The organism is Pseudomonas sp. GM17, assembly GCF_000282175.2.
Taxonomy (GTDB): domain Bacteria; phylum Pseudomonadota; class Gammaproteobacteria; order Pseudomonadales; family Pseudomonadaceae; genus Aquipseudomonas; species Aquipseudomonas chlororaphis.
The window spans coordinates 2,704,264-2,719,102 of sequence record NZ_CP124732.1; the positions used below are offsets into that span (position 1 = coordinate 2,704,264).

At 63.6% G+C, this 14,839-nt stretch carries 14 protein-coding genes; 13 read left to right on the top strand and 1 reads right to left on the bottom strand.

The window, feature by feature from the left end; genetic code table 11:
• The first annotated feature begins 50 nt into the window (after positions 1–50).
• From pocA to PMI20_RS12230, 11 genes are all read left to right on the top strand, one after another.
• Entirely contained in the window at positions 51–686 is a 636-nt protein-coding gene (pocA, locus tag PMI20_RS12180) for a flagellar polar localization protein PocA (RefSeq protein WP_007931657.1), read from the top strand.
• Complete coding sequence (gene pocB / locus PMI20_RS12185) at positions 683–1,111, top strand: flagellar polar localization protein PocB (protein ID WP_007931660.1); 429 nt, start codon at positions 683–685, stop codon at positions 1,109–1,111. The genes pocA and pocB overlap by 4 nt, the downstream gene beginning before the upstream one ends.
• Positions 1,111–2,121: a tetraacyldisaccharide 4'-kinase gene (lpxK, locus tag PMI20_RS12190; RefSeq protein WP_007931662.1), complete on the top strand. Its 1,011-nt coding sequence runs from the start codon at positions 1,111–1,113 to the stop codon at positions 2,119–2,121. The genes pocB and lpxK overlap by 1 nt, the downstream gene beginning before the upstream one ends.
• Before the next feature lie 22 nt (positions 2,122–2,143).
• Positions 2,144–2,329, top strand: a complete 186-nt coding sequence (locus PMI20_RS12195) for a Trm112 family protein (protein ID WP_007931663.1) — start codon at positions 2,144–2,146, stop codon at positions 2,327–2,329.
• Complete coding sequence (kdsB, locus tag PMI20_RS12200) at positions 2,326–3,090, top strand: 3-deoxy-manno-octulosonate cytidylyltransferase (RefSeq protein ID WP_007931665.1); 765 nt, start codon at positions 2,326–2,328, stop codon at positions 3,088–3,090. The genes PMI20_RS12195 and kdsB overlap by 4 nt, the downstream gene beginning before the upstream one ends.
• On the top strand, positions 3,090–3,554 hold the full coding sequence (locus PMI20_RS12205; protein WP_007931667.1) for a low molecular weight protein-tyrosine-phosphatase: 465 nt from the start codon (positions 3,090–3,092) through the stop codon (positions 3,552–3,554). The genes kdsB and PMI20_RS12205 overlap by 1 nt, the downstream gene beginning before the upstream one ends.
• A complete protein-coding gene (gene murB, locus PMI20_RS12210) occupies positions 3,551–4,570 on the top strand; it encodes a UDP-N-acetylmuramate dehydrogenase (protein ID WP_007931669.1) in 1,020 nt (339 codons plus the stop codon). The genes PMI20_RS12205 and murB overlap by 4 nt, the downstream gene beginning before the upstream one ends.
• A gap of 248 nt (positions 4,571–4,818) precedes the next feature.
• On the top strand, positions 4,819–5,289 hold the full coding sequence (locus tag PMI20_RS12215; protein WP_007931672.1) for a (2Fe-2S)-binding protein: 471 nt from the start codon (positions 4,819–4,821) through the stop codon (positions 5,287–5,289).
• Positions 5,286–7,604 carry a xanthine dehydrogenase family protein molybdopterin-binding subunit gene (locus tag PMI20_RS12220; RefSeq protein WP_007931674.1) on the top strand — a complete coding sequence of 773 codons (2,319 nt, stop codon included), beginning with the start codon at positions 5,286–5,288 and terminating at the stop codon, positions 7,602–7,604. The genes PMI20_RS12215 and PMI20_RS12220 overlap by 4 nt, the downstream gene beginning before the upstream one ends.
• On the top strand, positions 7,604–8,599 hold the full coding sequence (locus PMI20_RS12225) for an XdhC family protein (RefSeq protein ID WP_007931676.1): 996 nt from the start codon (positions 7,604–7,606) through the stop codon (positions 8,597–8,599). Before PMI20_RS12220 ends, PMI20_RS12225 begins: the two co-directional genes overlap by 1 nt.
• The gene (locus PMI20_RS12230; RefSeq protein ID WP_284172707.1) at positions 8,596–9,189 is read left to right on the top strand and encodes a nucleotidyltransferase family protein; all 594 of its coding nucleotides are present in this window, start codon (positions 8,596–8,598) and stop codon (positions 9,187–9,189) included. Before PMI20_RS12225 ends, PMI20_RS12230 begins: the two co-directional genes overlap by 4 nt.
• Positions 9,190–9,292: 103 nt before the next feature.
• Here the strand turns inward: PMI20_RS12230 and rne are convergent, their stop codons facing one another.
• A complete protein-coding gene (gene rne / locus PMI20_RS12235) occupies positions 9,293–12,499 on the bottom strand; it encodes a ribonuclease E (RefSeq protein WP_007928040.1) in 3,207 nt (1,068 codons plus the stop codon).
• A 716-nt stretch (positions 12,500–13,215) separates the two neighbouring features.
• On the opposite strand from rne, the gene rluC reads away from it, so the two are divergent.
• Positions 13,216–14,172: a 23S rRNA pseudouridine(955/2504/2580) synthase RluC gene (gene rluC / locus PMI20_RS12240; protein WP_007928042.1), complete on the top strand. Its 957-nt coding sequence runs from the start codon at positions 13,216–13,218 to the stop codon at positions 14,170–14,172.
• Positions 14,162–14,824 carry an HAD-IA family hydrolase gene (locus tag PMI20_RS12245; RefSeq protein ID WP_007928046.1) on the top strand — a complete coding sequence of 221 codons (663 nt, stop codon included), beginning with the start codon at positions 14,162–14,164 and terminating at the stop codon, positions 14,822–14,824. The genes rluC and PMI20_RS12245 overlap by 11 nt, the downstream gene beginning before the upstream one ends.
• Positions 14,825–14,839 lie beyond the last annotated feature (15 nt).

A 14,839-nucleotide genomic window follows, 5' to 3' on the forward strand; every position in this document is an offset into this window, starting at 1 on the left:
CATTCGGCCCCTATGTTAGAGTGGCGCACTTTTTCGAGGGGACTGTCACTGTGTGGGAATTGGTCAAATCCGGCGGCTGGATGATGTTGCCGATCATTCTGAGTTCCATTGTCGCGGTCGGCATCATTGCCGAGCGTCTGTGGACCCTGCGGGCCAGCCGCGTCACCCCGCCTCATCTGCTGGGCCAGGTGTGGCGCTGGATCAAGGACAAACAGCTGAACAAGGACAAGCTCAAGGAACTGCGCGCCCATTCGCCCCTGGGCGAGATCCTGGCCGCCGGCCTGGCCAACTCCAAGCATGGCCGCGAGGTCATGAAAGAGTGCATCGAGGAAGCCGCCGCCCGGGTCATCCACGAACTGGAGCGCTACCTCAATGCCCTCGGCACCATCGCCGCCATGGCCCCGCTGCTGGGCTTGCTGGGTACAGTGCTGGGCATGATCGATATTTTCAGCTCGTTCATGGGCTCGGGGATGACCAGCAACGCCGCGGTGCTGGCCGGTGGTATCTCCAAGGCGTTGATCACCACCGCGTCCGGCCTGATGGTCGGTATTCCGGCAGTGTTCTTCCACCGTTTCCTGCAACGTCGGGTCGATGAGCTGGTGGTTGGCATGGAGCAGGAAGCCATCAAGCTGGTCGAAGTGGTGCAGGGCGACCGCGACGTCGATCTGGCCGAGGGCAAAGCGTGAAATTCCGCCGCAAGCCACGGGAAACCATCGATATCAACCTCGCGTCGTTGATCGACGTGGTGTTTATCCTGCTGCTGTTTTTCGTCGTGACCACCACCTTTACCCGGGAAACCCAGTTGCGCGTCGAGTTGCCGGAGGCCGTCAGCGGCTCGCCGGCCGAAGACCAGCAGACCAAACAACTGGATATCGCCATCAGCGCCGACGGGGTGTTTTCGGTGAACAACCAGGTGCTGCCCAAGAGCGACCTGGCCAGCCTGATCGAAGCCTTGCAGAAGGAGTCGGCGGGCGACACCAACCTGCCGCTGTCCATCAGTGCCGACGGCAAGGCCCAGCACCAGGCCGTCATTACCGCGATGGACGCCGCCGGCAAGCTCGGTTTCAGCCATCTGCGCATGACCACCGTCGAGGCGGCGCCAGCACCCTGATGGCCATGTCCGATCGCTTGCTCGCTGCCTGGTACAACGGCCATCCCGCGCTGAAACTGCTGCAGCCCCTGGAGTGGCTCTATCGCCGGGTGGTGGTGCGCAAGCGCGAACGCTTCCTGGCCGGTGAGGGCAATGTTTACCAGCCGCCGGTGCCGCTGGTGGTGGTCGGCAATATCACCGTGGGCGGTACCGGCAAGACGCCGCTGATCCTGTGGCTGATCGAGCATTGCCAGCGCAGCGGGCTGCGGGTCGGCGTGGTCAGCCGTGGTTACGGCGCCAAGCCGCCGCAGTGGCCATGGCGGGTCGCCGCCGAGCAGAGCGCCGCAGTCGCCGGCGACGAGCCTTTGCTGATCGTCCAGCGCAGCGGCGTGCCGCTGATGATCGACCCCGATCGCAGTCGCGCCGTGCGGGCCCTGCTGGCCGCCGAACCGCTGGACCTGATTCTCTCCGACGACGGCATGCAGCATTACCGCATGGCCCGCGACCTCGAACTGGTGCTGATCGACGCCGCGCGCGGGCTGGGCAATCGGCGTTGCCTGCCGGCCGGGCCGCTGCGCGAGCCGGTCGAGCGCCTGCAAAGCGTCGACGCGGTGCTCTACAACGGCGCCAGCGACGATCGCGAGGATGGCTTCGCCTTTCGCCTGGCACCCACCGCCCTGGTCAATCTGCAAAGCGGCGAACGTCGCGGGCTTGAGCACTTCGCGCCGGGGCAGGCATTGCACGCGGTGGCCGGTATCGGCAATCCGCAACGTTTCTTCACTACCCTTGAAACGCTACACTGGCAGCCTGTCCCGCATGCTTTCGCCGACCACGCCGAATACAGCGCGCAGGCGCTGAGTTTCACCCCGGCGCTGCCGCTGGTCATGACCGAAAAGGATGCGGTGAAGTGCCGTACCTTCGCGGCTCCCGACTGGTGGTACCTGGCGGTGGATGCTGTGCCATCCCCGGCCTTCGTGGCCTGGTTCGATACGCAGCTGATGCGCCTGTTGCCCGCTCGTCTTCTGCCTTAACGCTTCTATCCAGGGAATTCTCATGGACACCAAATTGCTCGATATCCTCGCTTGCCCGATCTGCAAGGGACCGCTCAAGCTCAGCGCCGACAAGACCGAGCTGATCAGCAAGGGCGCCGGCCTGGCCTATCCGATTCGTGATGGCATCCCGGTCATGCTGGAAAGCGAAGCCCGCACCCTCAGCACCGACGAGCGCCTGGATAAATGACCACAGCCTTTACCGTTGTCATTCCAGCCCGATTCGCCTCCACCCGCCTGCCGGGTAAACCGCTGCAGATGATCGCCGGCAAGCCGATGATCCAGCACGTCTGGGAACAGGCCTGCAAGAGCGCCGCCCAGCGTGTGGTGGTAGCGACTGACGACGCGCGAATCGTCGAAGCCTGCCAGGGCTTCGGCGCCGAAGCGGTGTTGACCCGCGAGGACCACAACTCCGGGACCGATCGCCTGGCGGAAGTTGCCAGCCAATTGGGCCTGGCCGCGGACGCCATCGTGGTCAATGTCCAGGGCGACGAGCCGTTGATCCCGCCGGCGGTGATCGACCAGGTGGCCGCCAACCTGGCCGCCCACACTGAAGCGAGCATGGCCACCCTGGCCGAGCCGATCGAGGACGTCGAGACCCTGTTCAACCCGAACGTGGTCAAGGTGGTCAGCGACATCAATGGTTTGGCGCTGACCTTCAGCCGCGCCACCTTGCCGTGGGCGCGCGACGCCTTTGCGAAGAATCGCGACCTGCTACCGGAAGGCGTGCCTTATCGCCGCCATATCGGCATCTATGCCTACCGCGCCGGCTTCCTGCATGACTTCGTCAGCTGGGGTCCGTGCTGGCTGGAGAACACCGAGTCGCTGGAGCAGTTGCGGGCCTTGTGGCACGGCGTGCGTATCCATGTCGCCGATGCCCTGGAAGCGCCGCCTGGTGGTGTCGATACCGCCGAAGACCTTGAGCGCGTTCGTCGCCTGCTGGAGGCCTGATGCGGGTTTTGTTTGTCTGCCTGGGCAATATCTGCCGTTCGCCGACGGCGGAGGGCGTACTGCGCCACAAGTTACGTGAAGCGGGGCTGGCCGACCGGGTCGAAGTCGCGTCCGCGGGGACCGGCGAATGGCACATCGGCAAGGCGCCGGACAAGCGCAGCCAGCGCGCGGCGCTGTTGCGCGGCTACGACCTGTCGGCCCAGCGCGCGCAGCAAGTCAGCAGCGCGGACTTTGCTCGCTACGACCTGATCCTGGCCATGGACGAGAGCAACCTGCGCAACCTCAAGGCGCTGCAGCCGGCCCAGGGCAAGGCCGAGCTGGACTTGTTCCTGCGCCGCTACGAGGCGGCGGTGGACGAGGTACCGGATCCTTACTACGACGGTGAGCAAGGTTTCGAGCAGGTGCTGGACCTGATCGAGTACGCCAGCGACCGGCTGGTGATCGAGCTGAAGGGGCGGCTATGAGCTTGCATCTGCAGTCCCAGGTTTCCCTCAAGCCTTTCAACACCTTCGGCGTCGATGTGCGCGCGCAGCTGTTCGCCGAGGCCCACAGCGACGCCGACGTGCGTGAGGCGTTGGCCTGTTCGGCGCAGCATCGACTGCCGCTGCTGGTGATTGGCGGCGGCAGCAACCTGCTGCTGACCGCGGATATTCCAGCGCTGGTCTTGCGCATGAGTACCCGCGGTATTCGTCTGCTGAGCGACGATGGCCAGCAGGTAGTAGTCGAAGCCGAAGCGGGTGAAACCTGGCATCCCTTCGTGCAGTGGACCTTGCAACAGGGCTTGTCCGGCCTGGAAAACCTCAGCCTGATTCCGGGGACTGTGGGCGCCGCACCGATGCAGAACATCGGTGCCTACGGAGTCGAGATCAAGGATGTGTTCGCCGGCCTCACCGCACTGGATCGGCAGAGCGGTGAGTTGCGCGATTTCAGCCTGGAAGAATGTCAGTTCGCCTACCGCGACAGCCTGTTCAAGCAAGAGGCCGGCCGCTGGCTGATTCTGCGGGTGCGTTTTGCCCTGGCCCGCAGCGAGCATCTGCATCTGGAATATGGCCCGGTGCGCCAGCGCTTGAGCGAGCAGGGCATCGAGCAGCCGACGGCCAGCGATGTCAGTCGCGCCATTTGCAGCATCCGCAGCGAAAAACTGCCGGACCCGGCGGTACTGGGCAATGCCGGCAGTTTCTTCAAGAACCCGGTGGTGTCCGCTGCGCTGGCGGCCGAGATCAGGCAGCGGCATGCGGGGCTGGTAGGTTATCCACAGGCGGACGGGCAGGTGAAGCTGGCCGCTGGCTGGTTGATCGAACAGGCGGGCTGGAAGGGCTTTCGCGATGGCGATGCCGGGGTGCATCGTTTGCAGTCGCTGGTGCTGGTCAACTATGGCGGTGCCACGGGCTTGCAGTTGTTAAGCCTGGCACGAAGGATCCAGCAGGATATTGCCGAGCGCTTCCATGTGCAGCTGGAGATGGAGCCCAATCTCTATTGAGCCTGTTGAGCTACGCTCAAGACGCGCCAGCAAAGCCTTGCACGGGTTCACACCCTGCAAGGCTTTTTTGTTAATTGCGGCTTAACTTAGCCTGCTAACAATGCAACTATTTGTACCCCCAAAGGCCCGGTGAAGACTCCCCGTCTTCATAAGAGAGCCCATTAGCCTGAGTCGATCTGCTCCTGCAAGTCGTTGTACTCAACGGCAGATTGCTCGACCCCATAAACGGAAAATATGCGGGCGTGCCCATGATTACCCTGAAACTCAACGGTCAAGATCACCCACTGGATGTCACCGAGGACATGCCGCTGCTCTGGGCTATCCGAGACGTGGCGGGCTACAACGGCACCAAGTTCGGTTGCGGCATGGGCCTGTGCGGCGCGTGCACCATCCATATCGACGGCTCCCCGGCGCGCAGTTGCATCACGCCGATCGGCTCGGTGGTCGGGCAGAATGTCAGCACCATCGACAACCTGCACAGCGACCCGGTCGGCAAAGTCGTGCAGCAGGCCTGGCTGGACAGCGCGGTGGCCCAGTGCGGCTACTGCCAGGGCGGGCAGATCATGTCGGCCACTGCCTTGCTCAAGGTCAACCCCAACCCCAGCGACGAACAGATCGAGGCCGCCATGGTTGGCAACATCTGCCGCTGTGGCACCTACAACCGGATCAAGACGGCGATCCGCCAGGCCTCCACCCACCTGAAGGAGGCCAAGGCATGAGCCAGCTGCCGAATGATTTTGCCCTGAGCAACCTCAGCCGCCGCGGTTTTCTCAAAGGCGTCGGAGCTACCGGCGCACTGGTACTGGCGGCCAGCTGGGGCTGGCAGGACGCTTTCGCCGAAGAGAAGAAGTTCGGTGCCGACGGCATGCCCAACGGTTGGGTCGATGACCCCAAGGTGTACGTGAGCATCGCCGCCGATGGCAGTGTGACCGTGCTCTGCAACCGTTCGGAAATGGGCCAGGGCGTGCGTACCAGCCTGAGCATGGTGGTCGCTGACGAACTGGAGGCCGACTGGGCCTTGGTGAAGGTCAGGCAGGCGCCGGGCGACGAGGCGCTGTTCGGTAACCAGGACACCGACGGTTCGCGCAGCATGCGCCATTGGTACGAGCCGATGCGGCGCTGCGGTGCGGCGGCGCGGACCATGCTCGAGCAGGCGGCGGCCGAGCAGTGGAAAGTCCCGCTGGCCGAGTGCCGGGCGCAGTTGCATAAAGTGGTCCACCAGCCGAGCGGCCGTGAACTGGGCTATGGTGCCCTGGCCGCCGCGGCGAGCGCCCTGGCGGTGCCGGCCCGCGACAGCCTGCGTCTGAAGCAACCCAGCGAATTCCGCTACATCGGCAAGGAGGGCACCCGCGCCATCGACGGTGCGGACATCGTCAATGGTCAGGCGGTCTACGGCGCCGACGTGCATTTCGACGGCATGCTCTTCGCGACGGTTGCGCGCCCACGGGTCTATGGCGGCAAGGTCAAATCCTTCGATGGCAGCGCGGCGCTGAAGGTGCCGGGCGTGATCAAGGTGGTGCCGATCGACAGTCGCCCGCTGCCTTCCGAGTTTCAGCCGCTGGGTGGTGTGGCGGTGATCGCCAGCAATACCTGGGCGGCGATAAAGGGCCGCGATGCGTTGAAGATCGAGTGGGACGATGGCGTCAACGCCGGCTACGACTCGATTGCCTACCGCAAGGAACTGGAAGCCGCGGCGCTCAAGCCCGGCAAGGTAGTACGCAGCAGCGGCAATATCGACGACGCCATGAGCAGCGCCGACAGCAGCCTGGAGGCCTCCTACTACCTGCCGCACCTGGCGCAGGCGCCGATGGAACCGATGGTCGCCGTGGCGCGCTTCAAGGACGGCCAGTGCGAAGCCTGGGCTCCGAGCCAGGCGCCACAGGTGACCCGCGAACGTATTGCCGAGCGCCTGGGCATTCCCTTCGACAAGGTGACGGTCAACATCACCTTGCTCGGCGGTGGCTTCGGGCGTAAATCCAAGCCCGACTTCATTCTCGAGGCGGCGATTCTCGCCAAGGAAGTGCCGGGCAAGGCCGTGCGGGTGCAATGGACCCGCGAAGACGACATTCACAACTCCTACTTCCACACCGTGTCGGCGGAATACCTCAAGGCCAGCCTGAACAAGGACGGCATGCCGTCCGGCTGGCTGCACCGCACCGTGGCGCCGAGCATCACCGCGCTGTTCGCCCCGGGCATGAACCATGAGGCCGCCTTCGAACTGGGCATGGGCTTTACCAACCTGGCCTATGCGATTCCCAACGTGCGCCTGGAAAACCCCGAGGCCGCTGCGCATACCCGGGTTGGCTGGTATCGCTCGGTGTCGAACATCCCCCACGGTTTCGCCATCCAGAGCTTTGTCGACGAACTGGCCCATAAGGCGGGCCAGGACCCGTTGAAGTACCAGCTCAAACTGCTCGGGCCGGATCGCCGGATCGATCCACGGACCTTGAGCGAAGAGTGGAACTACGGTGAGTCGCCGGAGCGTTACCCGATCGACACCGCCCGTATGCGTGGCGTGCTGGAGACCGCGGCCAAGGCGGCGGGCTGGGGCCGCAGCCTGCCCAAGGGCCGCGGCCTGGGGCTGGCGGTGCATTACAGTTTCGTCACTTACGTGGCGGCGGTGATCGAAGTCGAGGTCAAGGATGATGGCACCTTGATCGTGCACAAGGCCGATATCGCCGTGGACTGCGGTCCGCAGATCAATCCCGAGCGTATCCGCTCGCAGTTCGAGGGCGCCTGTGTGATGGGCCTGGGCAATGCGGTGGTGGGCGAGATCAGCTTCAAGGACGGCAAGGTCCAGCAGGACAACTTCCATATGTATGAAGTGGCGCGCATGTCCCTGGCGCCGAAGGAAGTCGCCGTGCACCTGGTGACGCCACCAGGCGATGTGCCGCTGGGCGGTGTCGGTGAGCCGGGCGTGCCGCCGATCGCGCCGGCCCTGTGTAACGCGATCTTTGCCGCCACCGGCAAGCGCATTCGCAACCTGCCAGTGCGTTACCAACTGCAGGGCTGGCAACAGGCGGGCAAGGCCTGATGGACAGCGTTGATCTGAATGTCCTGCGCAGCGTGCTGGAATGGCGCCGTGCGGGGCAGCGCGTGACCTTGTACAGCGTGGTCCAGACCTGGGGTAGCGCGCCGCGGCCACCGGGGGCCATGCTGGCTTTGCGCGAAGACGGCATGGTGATCGGCTCGGTCTCGGGCGGTTGCATCGAGGACGACCTGATCGCCCGTTTGCACGATGGCCGCCTGCCTCTGGACGGGCCGCCGGTGCAACTGGTGACCTATGGCGTGAGCCGCGAGGAGGCCGCGCGTTTTGGCCTGCCGTGCGGCGGCACCTTGCGCCTGACCGAGGAGCGGGTTGGCGATCCGGGCTGGGTCGCGGAACTGCTGGCTCGTTGCGAGGCGCATGAAATCGTCGCCCGGGAGTTGAACCTGAGCAGCGGTGAAGTGCTGCTAAAGCCGGCCAGCAAGACCGACGTGCTGAGCTTCGATGACACCACCCTGCGGGCGATCTATGGCCCGCGCTGGCGGCTGTTGCTGATCGGCGCCGGGCAGTTGTCGCGGTATGTGGCAGAAATGGCGCGGCTGCTGGACTTCGAAGTACTGATCTGCGATCCGCGCAAGGAGTTTGTCTACGGCTGGGAAGAGCAGCACGGGCGTTTTGTGCCGGGAATGCCGGACGATGCGGTGCTGAATATCGAGACCGACGAGCGTACAGCCATTGTCGCGCTGACCCATGACCCCCGGCTGGATGACATGGCGCTGTTGACCGCGCTCAATTCCCGGGCGTTTTACGTCGGGGCGCTGGGTTCTCGGGTCAACAGTCAGAAGCGTCGGGAGAATCTGACCCAGCTGGGGCTGGAGCCGCAGGCCATCGAACGCCTGCACGGGCCCATCGGCCTGCATATCGGCAGCCATACACCGGCGGAGATTGCCCTGTCGGTGATGTCGGAGATCGTCGCCATCAAGAACGGCATCGACCTGTTGCAGAAAAAGCCGCCTCAAGTCACTGCGCAGGTGAGCGCGTGAGCGAGTCGCTGTGCGCGGTCATCCTGGCCGCGGGGCAGGGCAGCCGTTATCGGCAGGCGGCGGGGGGCGGGCAAGACAAGTTGCTGGCTCCATGCCTGGGACGAGACGCGGTGATCAGGCCGGTAGTCGAGCAGGTCCTGAGGAGTTTGCCCGAACTGCTGACCCGTAGAGTCCTGGTGACAACGCCGGACCGTACCGAGGTGATTGCCTTGGCTGAAGCCTATGGCTGCCAGGTGGTGCTTCTGGATTCGCCGGGCATGGGCGACAGCCTCGCGGCCGCCGTCGCAGCCTGTGCCGATGCCAGTGGCTGGCTGGTGGTGCTGGGGGACATGCCCTTTATCCTGCCGTCGAGTATCGAGAGCGTGCTGCAAGGGCTGAGCGAGCAAATGATCCGGGTGCCTGTTTATAAGGGGACCTATGGTCACCCGGTGGCTTTTGGCGCGGCCTTTGGGCAGGCGTTGCAGGGCCTGACCGGGGATCGAGGAGCCAGGCCGCTGTTTGCCGTGGGGCAGGTCGTCGAGGTGGAACTGACGGATGCAGGCGTGTTGTGGGATTTGGATACGCCGCAGGCGTTGGTTTTTAGCGGTTGAGATCGCTGGGCTCGCTTTCGCGGCGAAGATGTTGATCGAAGAATTGCGGGCATGAAAAAGCCCCGCCTGGGTGACCAGGCGGGGCTTTTTATCGGGCTAGGAATCAGACGAGGGGTTTAGGCTCGTGCTCTTCTTCCTGGGCCTTGGGCTTGTGCTCTACCACTTCTTCGACGGAGCGCGGGGCTTCGTCGGCGGCAGGCGCAGGTTGCTCGATGGCCAGTTCGGCAGCAGGAGCTACCTCGACCGCCTCGGCAACCACCGGCGCAGGCTCGGCGGCCACTACGGCTTCTACCGGAGCTTCAGCGGCAGCAGCGGCAGCCAGTTCGGCTTCCTTCTGCAGACGCTCGGCTTCGCGCTTGCGACGACGCACTTCACGCGGGTCGTTTGGCGCGCGACCGGTGCTGGTCAGGGCGCTGGCCGGAGCGGCCTCGACAACCGGTGCAGCCACTTCGGCGACAGGTGCCTCGACCGGCGCTGCCGGTGCGGCAGCCACAGGCTCGGCAACTACAGGTTCAGCAGCCACGACTGCTTCAGCCACAACTTCTGCGACTGGTGCAGGCGCTTCGGCAACGATCGCCTCGGCGGCACGCTCGAAGGCACGAGGCGCTTCCTGGGCTGGCTCTGCCGCTGGTGCTTCGGCGACTGGCGCTTCGACCACTGGCTCGGCAACGACTGCAGGTTGTTCTGCAACAATTGCAGGTTGCGCAGCCTGTTCTTCGTGCTGTTCTTCACGAACCTGGGCGACTTCAACAGCAGGTGCTGCTGGAATCTCTACCGCAGTGGTGGCCTCGACGACCGGTGCTTCGACGGTCGGTGCGGCTTCCTGGACGGTAGCAGTGGCACGTTCGGCCTGCTCGTGAGCCTGGGCTTCGGCCGGGGCGCTGATCACGGTGCTGGCAACGGCAGCGGTTACCGCCAGGCCTGCGGCCAGATCGGCGCTGCTTGGCTCTTCGCTGTTTTCTTCCGAACCTTCGATCACATTGCCGTTGGCGTCACGCTGACGCTCACGACGGTTGCTGCGACGACGCTGGCCACGGGAGCGGCGGCGCGGACGATCGCCCTCGGCGTTCTCCTGACCGTCTTCCTGCAGTTGCTCTTCGTTCGGCAGCAGCTCTTCTTCAGCTACGGCAGCGGCCTGTTCGGTGCGAGGTTGACGCTCTTCACGCGGTGGGCGCGGTTGACGCTCTTCGCGTGGCTGACGAGCCGGACGCTCTTCGGCGGCAGCGGCAGGAGCAGCGTCCAGCGGTTCGCGCAGTTCACGCACGCGTTCTTCGCGCTCGCCGCGTGGCTTGCGGTCTTCACGTGGTGGGCGTGGTTGACGCTCTTCCCGTGGCGGACGTGGCGCGCGCTCTTCGCGAGCGGTGGCCTGGACTTCCTCGCGAGCCTCGCGGACTTCGCGTGGCTGACGCTCTTCGCGGGCTTCGCGCGGTGCGCGCTCTTCACGAGGGGCGCGTTCTTCGCGTGGCTTGCGCTCTTCGTCGCGGCGACCGTTGCGATTGCGGCTCTGCTGACGACCGTTGCGGCGTTCTTCGTTGCGCGCAGGACGCTCGGTGGCCGGCTTTTCAACCACGACCGGAGCGGCTGGCTCTTCCTTGGTGGCGAACAGGCTGACCAGGGATTTCACCAGGCCCTTGAACAGGCTTGGCTCGGCAATGGCGGCCGGAGCGGCAACCGGGGCGGCGGCCACTTCGGTTGGAACCGGTGCGTTGGCGCGGGCTGGAGCGGTCTTGACGGCGGCTTCCTGGCGAACCAGGGTGCGGGTCGCGGCGGCTGGCTGGACTTCTTCGGCTTCGGCAGCGGCAGCGGCGATTTCGTAGCTGGACTGGTTGATGCCGGCTTCCGGGCTGTCATCACGCAGACGCTGGACTTCGAAGTGCGGCGTTTCGAGATGGTCGTTCGGCAGAATGACGATACGAGCACGGGTGCGCAGTTCGATCTTGGTGATCGAGTTGCGTTTTTCGTTGAGCAGGAAGGCCGCGACCGGAATCGGCACTTGGGCGCGAACTTCGGCGGTGCGGTCTTTCAGGGCTTCTTCTTCGATCAGGCGCAGGATCGCCAGCGACAGCGATTCGACGTCGCGGATGATGCCGGTGCCGTTGCAGCGTGGGCAGACGATGCCGCTGCTTTCGCCGAGGGATGGACGCAGGCGCTGGCGGGACATTTCCAGCAGGCCGAAGCGCGAGATGCGACCGACCTGGACGCGAGCGCGGTCGGCTTCCAGGCATTCACGGACTTTCTCTTCCACGGCGCGCTGGTTCTTGGCCGGGGTCATGTCGATGAAGTCGATGACGATCAGGCCGCCGATGTCACGCAGGCGCAGCTGGCGAGCGATTTCTTCCGCTGCTTCCAGGTTGGTCTGCAGGGCGGTTTCCTCGATGTCGCTGCCTTTGGTGGCGCGCGCCGAGTTGATGTCGATGGACACCAGGGCTTCGGTCGGATCGATAACGATGGAGCCGCCGGAAGGCAGTTCGACGACGCGCTGGAAGGCGGTTTCGATCTGGCTTTCGATCTGGAAACGGTTGAACAGCGGAACGCTGTCTTCGTACAGCTTGATCTTGCTGGCGTACTGCGGCATCACCTGGCGGATGAAGGTCAGGGCTTCGTCCTGGGCTTCAACGCTGTCGATCAGCACTTCGCCGATGTCCTGGCGCAGGTAGTCGCGGATGGCGCGGATGATCACGTTGCTTTCCTGGTAGATCAGGAAAGGCGCTGCGCGGTCCAGCGAGGCTTCTTTGATGGCGGTCCAGAGTTGCAGCAGGTAGTCGAGGTCCCACTGCATTTCTTCGCTGCTGCGGCCCAGGCCGGCAGTGCGGACGATCAGGCCCATGTCGGCAGGGGCGACCAGGCCGTTCAAGGCTTCGCGCAGTTCGTTGCGCTCTTCGCCTTCGATGCGACGGGAGATGCCACCGGCACGCGGGTTGTTCGGCATCAGCACCAGGTAACGACCGGCCAGGCTGATGAAGGTGGTCAGGGCTGCGCCCTTGTTGCCACGTTCTTCTTTTTCGACCTGAACGATGACTTCCTGGCCTTCGCTCAGGACGTCCTTGATATTGACGCGGCCTTCGGGAGCTTTCTTGAAGTATTCGCGGGAGATTTCTTTGAGGGGCAGGAAGCCGTGGCGCTCAGAGCCGAAATCGACAAAGGCAGCCTCGAGGCTTGGTTCGATGCGAGTGATACGGCCTTTATAGATGTTGGCCTTCTTCTGCTCGCGTGCACCGGATTCGATGTCCAGGTCGTAGAGGCGTTGGCCATCTACCAGTGCAACACGCAACTCTTCGGGTTGAGTTGCGTTAATCAGCATTCTTTTCATGTAGTACCGTCGGTTTCCGGGCTGCCGGAAACGGCGTTCGGCACACACGACTTCTCACGGTCGGTGTCAGGTGCGTCAGGAGCGGTTGGCCGCTCCAGTGTCTAGCGAAATCCGACCAGTTGGGGCGAACTCGCGACTCACGCGTCCTGCTTGCTGGGGTGACAAAAGGCACCTCTTAAGCAAAAGCTCAATCAGGAGGAGGAATCAACCGGCGACTGTGGACGAGATGAAGCGTCTTGATAAAGCCTAATGCTACACAGTCCGACGGTTGTGCATCTCCACCCTACACGTATCCCTGATAATTCGGGTGCTGCCGCGCGCAGAATCCGCAGCGGGTTGGCATTTACCGTGAGCTCCGAAAGGGGAGCTCACGCATCATGGCTAATTTAGGCGGTGTTTCCGAAGCGCTCGCTCGGGTTCGTTCGTAGCTGACTGCACTTTGTGAACTGGCCGTGAATATTTGCTCGAAAGGCGAGTGGAAACTCTGCTTTTCGGCGTGCTTCAGGCCTCATGTCACCTGCGCTTGTTACAACTGCAAAACTCCACCGTTCGTAGCGAAAGCCCCGTAGGACGGCCTCGCATCCTGGTGAATTGCGTTGGTCAGGGCCGGCTGTTGGCCGTTGGTCCGCTGTCCAGGCCGCTTTTGGCGGCGTTCGCGACTATAGCAGTAATCATTAAGTGCTTCAATTCCATAAAAAATTGTTATCATTTGCGCCATGACGACTACTGCCCCCTCGACCCCAGGCGTTCAACTGCTTGAGGTCTCGCCGGAATATGCCGGCCAACGCATCGACAATTTCCTCCTCGCTCGGCTCAAAGGCGTGCCCAAGACCTTGATTTACCGCATTTTGCGCAAAGGCGAAGTGCGGGTGAACAAGGGCCGGATCAAGCCCGAATACAAGCTGCAGGCGGGCGATATCGTGCGCGTGCCGCCGGTGCGCGTGCCGGAGCGTGACGAACCCGTGCCCGTGGCGCAGGGTTTGTTGCAGCGCCTGGAGGCTTCGATTGTCTATGAAGACAAAGCCCTGATCGTGATCAACAAGCCCGCCGGCATCGCTGTGCATGGCGGCAGCGGCCTGAATTTCGGGGTGATCGAAGCCTTTCGTCAGTTGCGCCCGGACGCCAAGGAGCTGGAGCTGGTCCATCGCCTCGACCGCGATACTTCCGGCCTGCTGATGATCGCCAAGAAACGCAGCATGCTGCGTCATTTGCATGAGGCCTTGCGCGGCGATGGTGTCGACAAGCGCTACATGGCGCTGGTGCGCGGCAACTGGGCGACCTCGATCAAGCAGGTCCGTGCGCCGCTGCTCAAGAGCAACCTGCGTTCCGGCGAGCGCATGGTCGAAGTGAACGAAGAGGGCAAGGAGGCCTTGACCGTGTTCAAGGTGCTGCGCCGCTTCGGTGACTTCGCCACCATGGTCGAAGCCAAGCCGGTGACCGGTCGTACTCACCAGATCCGTGTGCATACCCTGCATGCCGGGCATTGCATTGCCGGCGACAGCAAGTATGGCGATGACGATTTCACCAAGGAAATCCGCGACCTGGGCGGTAAGCGCCTGTTTCTGCATGCCTACATGCTGACCGTGCCGTTGCCCGATGGCGGCGAGCTGAAATTGCAGGCGCCGGTAGATGAAATGTGGGCCAAGACCGTGGAGCGCCTGAGTGCACCCTGATTACAAGCTGCTGATCTTTGATTGGGACGGCACCCTGGCAGACTCCATTGGTCGGATAGTCGAGGCCATGCATGTGGCCTCCGATCGCTCGGGGTTTGCCCGGTGCGACGATTTTGCGGTCAAGGGCATTATCGGCCTGGGATTGCCAGAGGCGATCCGCACACTGTATCCGCACATCAGCGATGCCGAGCTGGTAGATTTTCGCCAGCACTATGCCGATCACTACATCGCTCTCGAGGCCGAACCTTCTCCGTTGTTCGCCGGGGTGGTGCAGTCTCTCGAAGCTTTCCGGGGCGAGGGATATCATCTGGCGGTAGCGACCGGTAAGGCGCGGCGTGGCCTGGATCGGGTGTTGAAGGCGCATGGCTGGGAAGATTATTTCGACATCACCCGCGCTGCCGACGAAACCGCGAGCAAGCCTCATCCGCTGATGCTCGAGCAGATCCTGGCGCATTGCGAGGTGCGCCCCGAGCAGGCGTTGATGGTCGGGGATTCCTCTTTCGACCTGCTGATGGCGCGTAACGCGGGCATGGCATCGGTTGCGGTCGGTTATGGTGCGCAATCGCTGGAAGTCTTGCAGGCTTACGAGCCGCGCCTGTCTATCGATAGTTTTCCTCAATTGCATGCCTGGCTCGGCCAGCGGGGCAATTGAGTCTTTTGGGGTAAA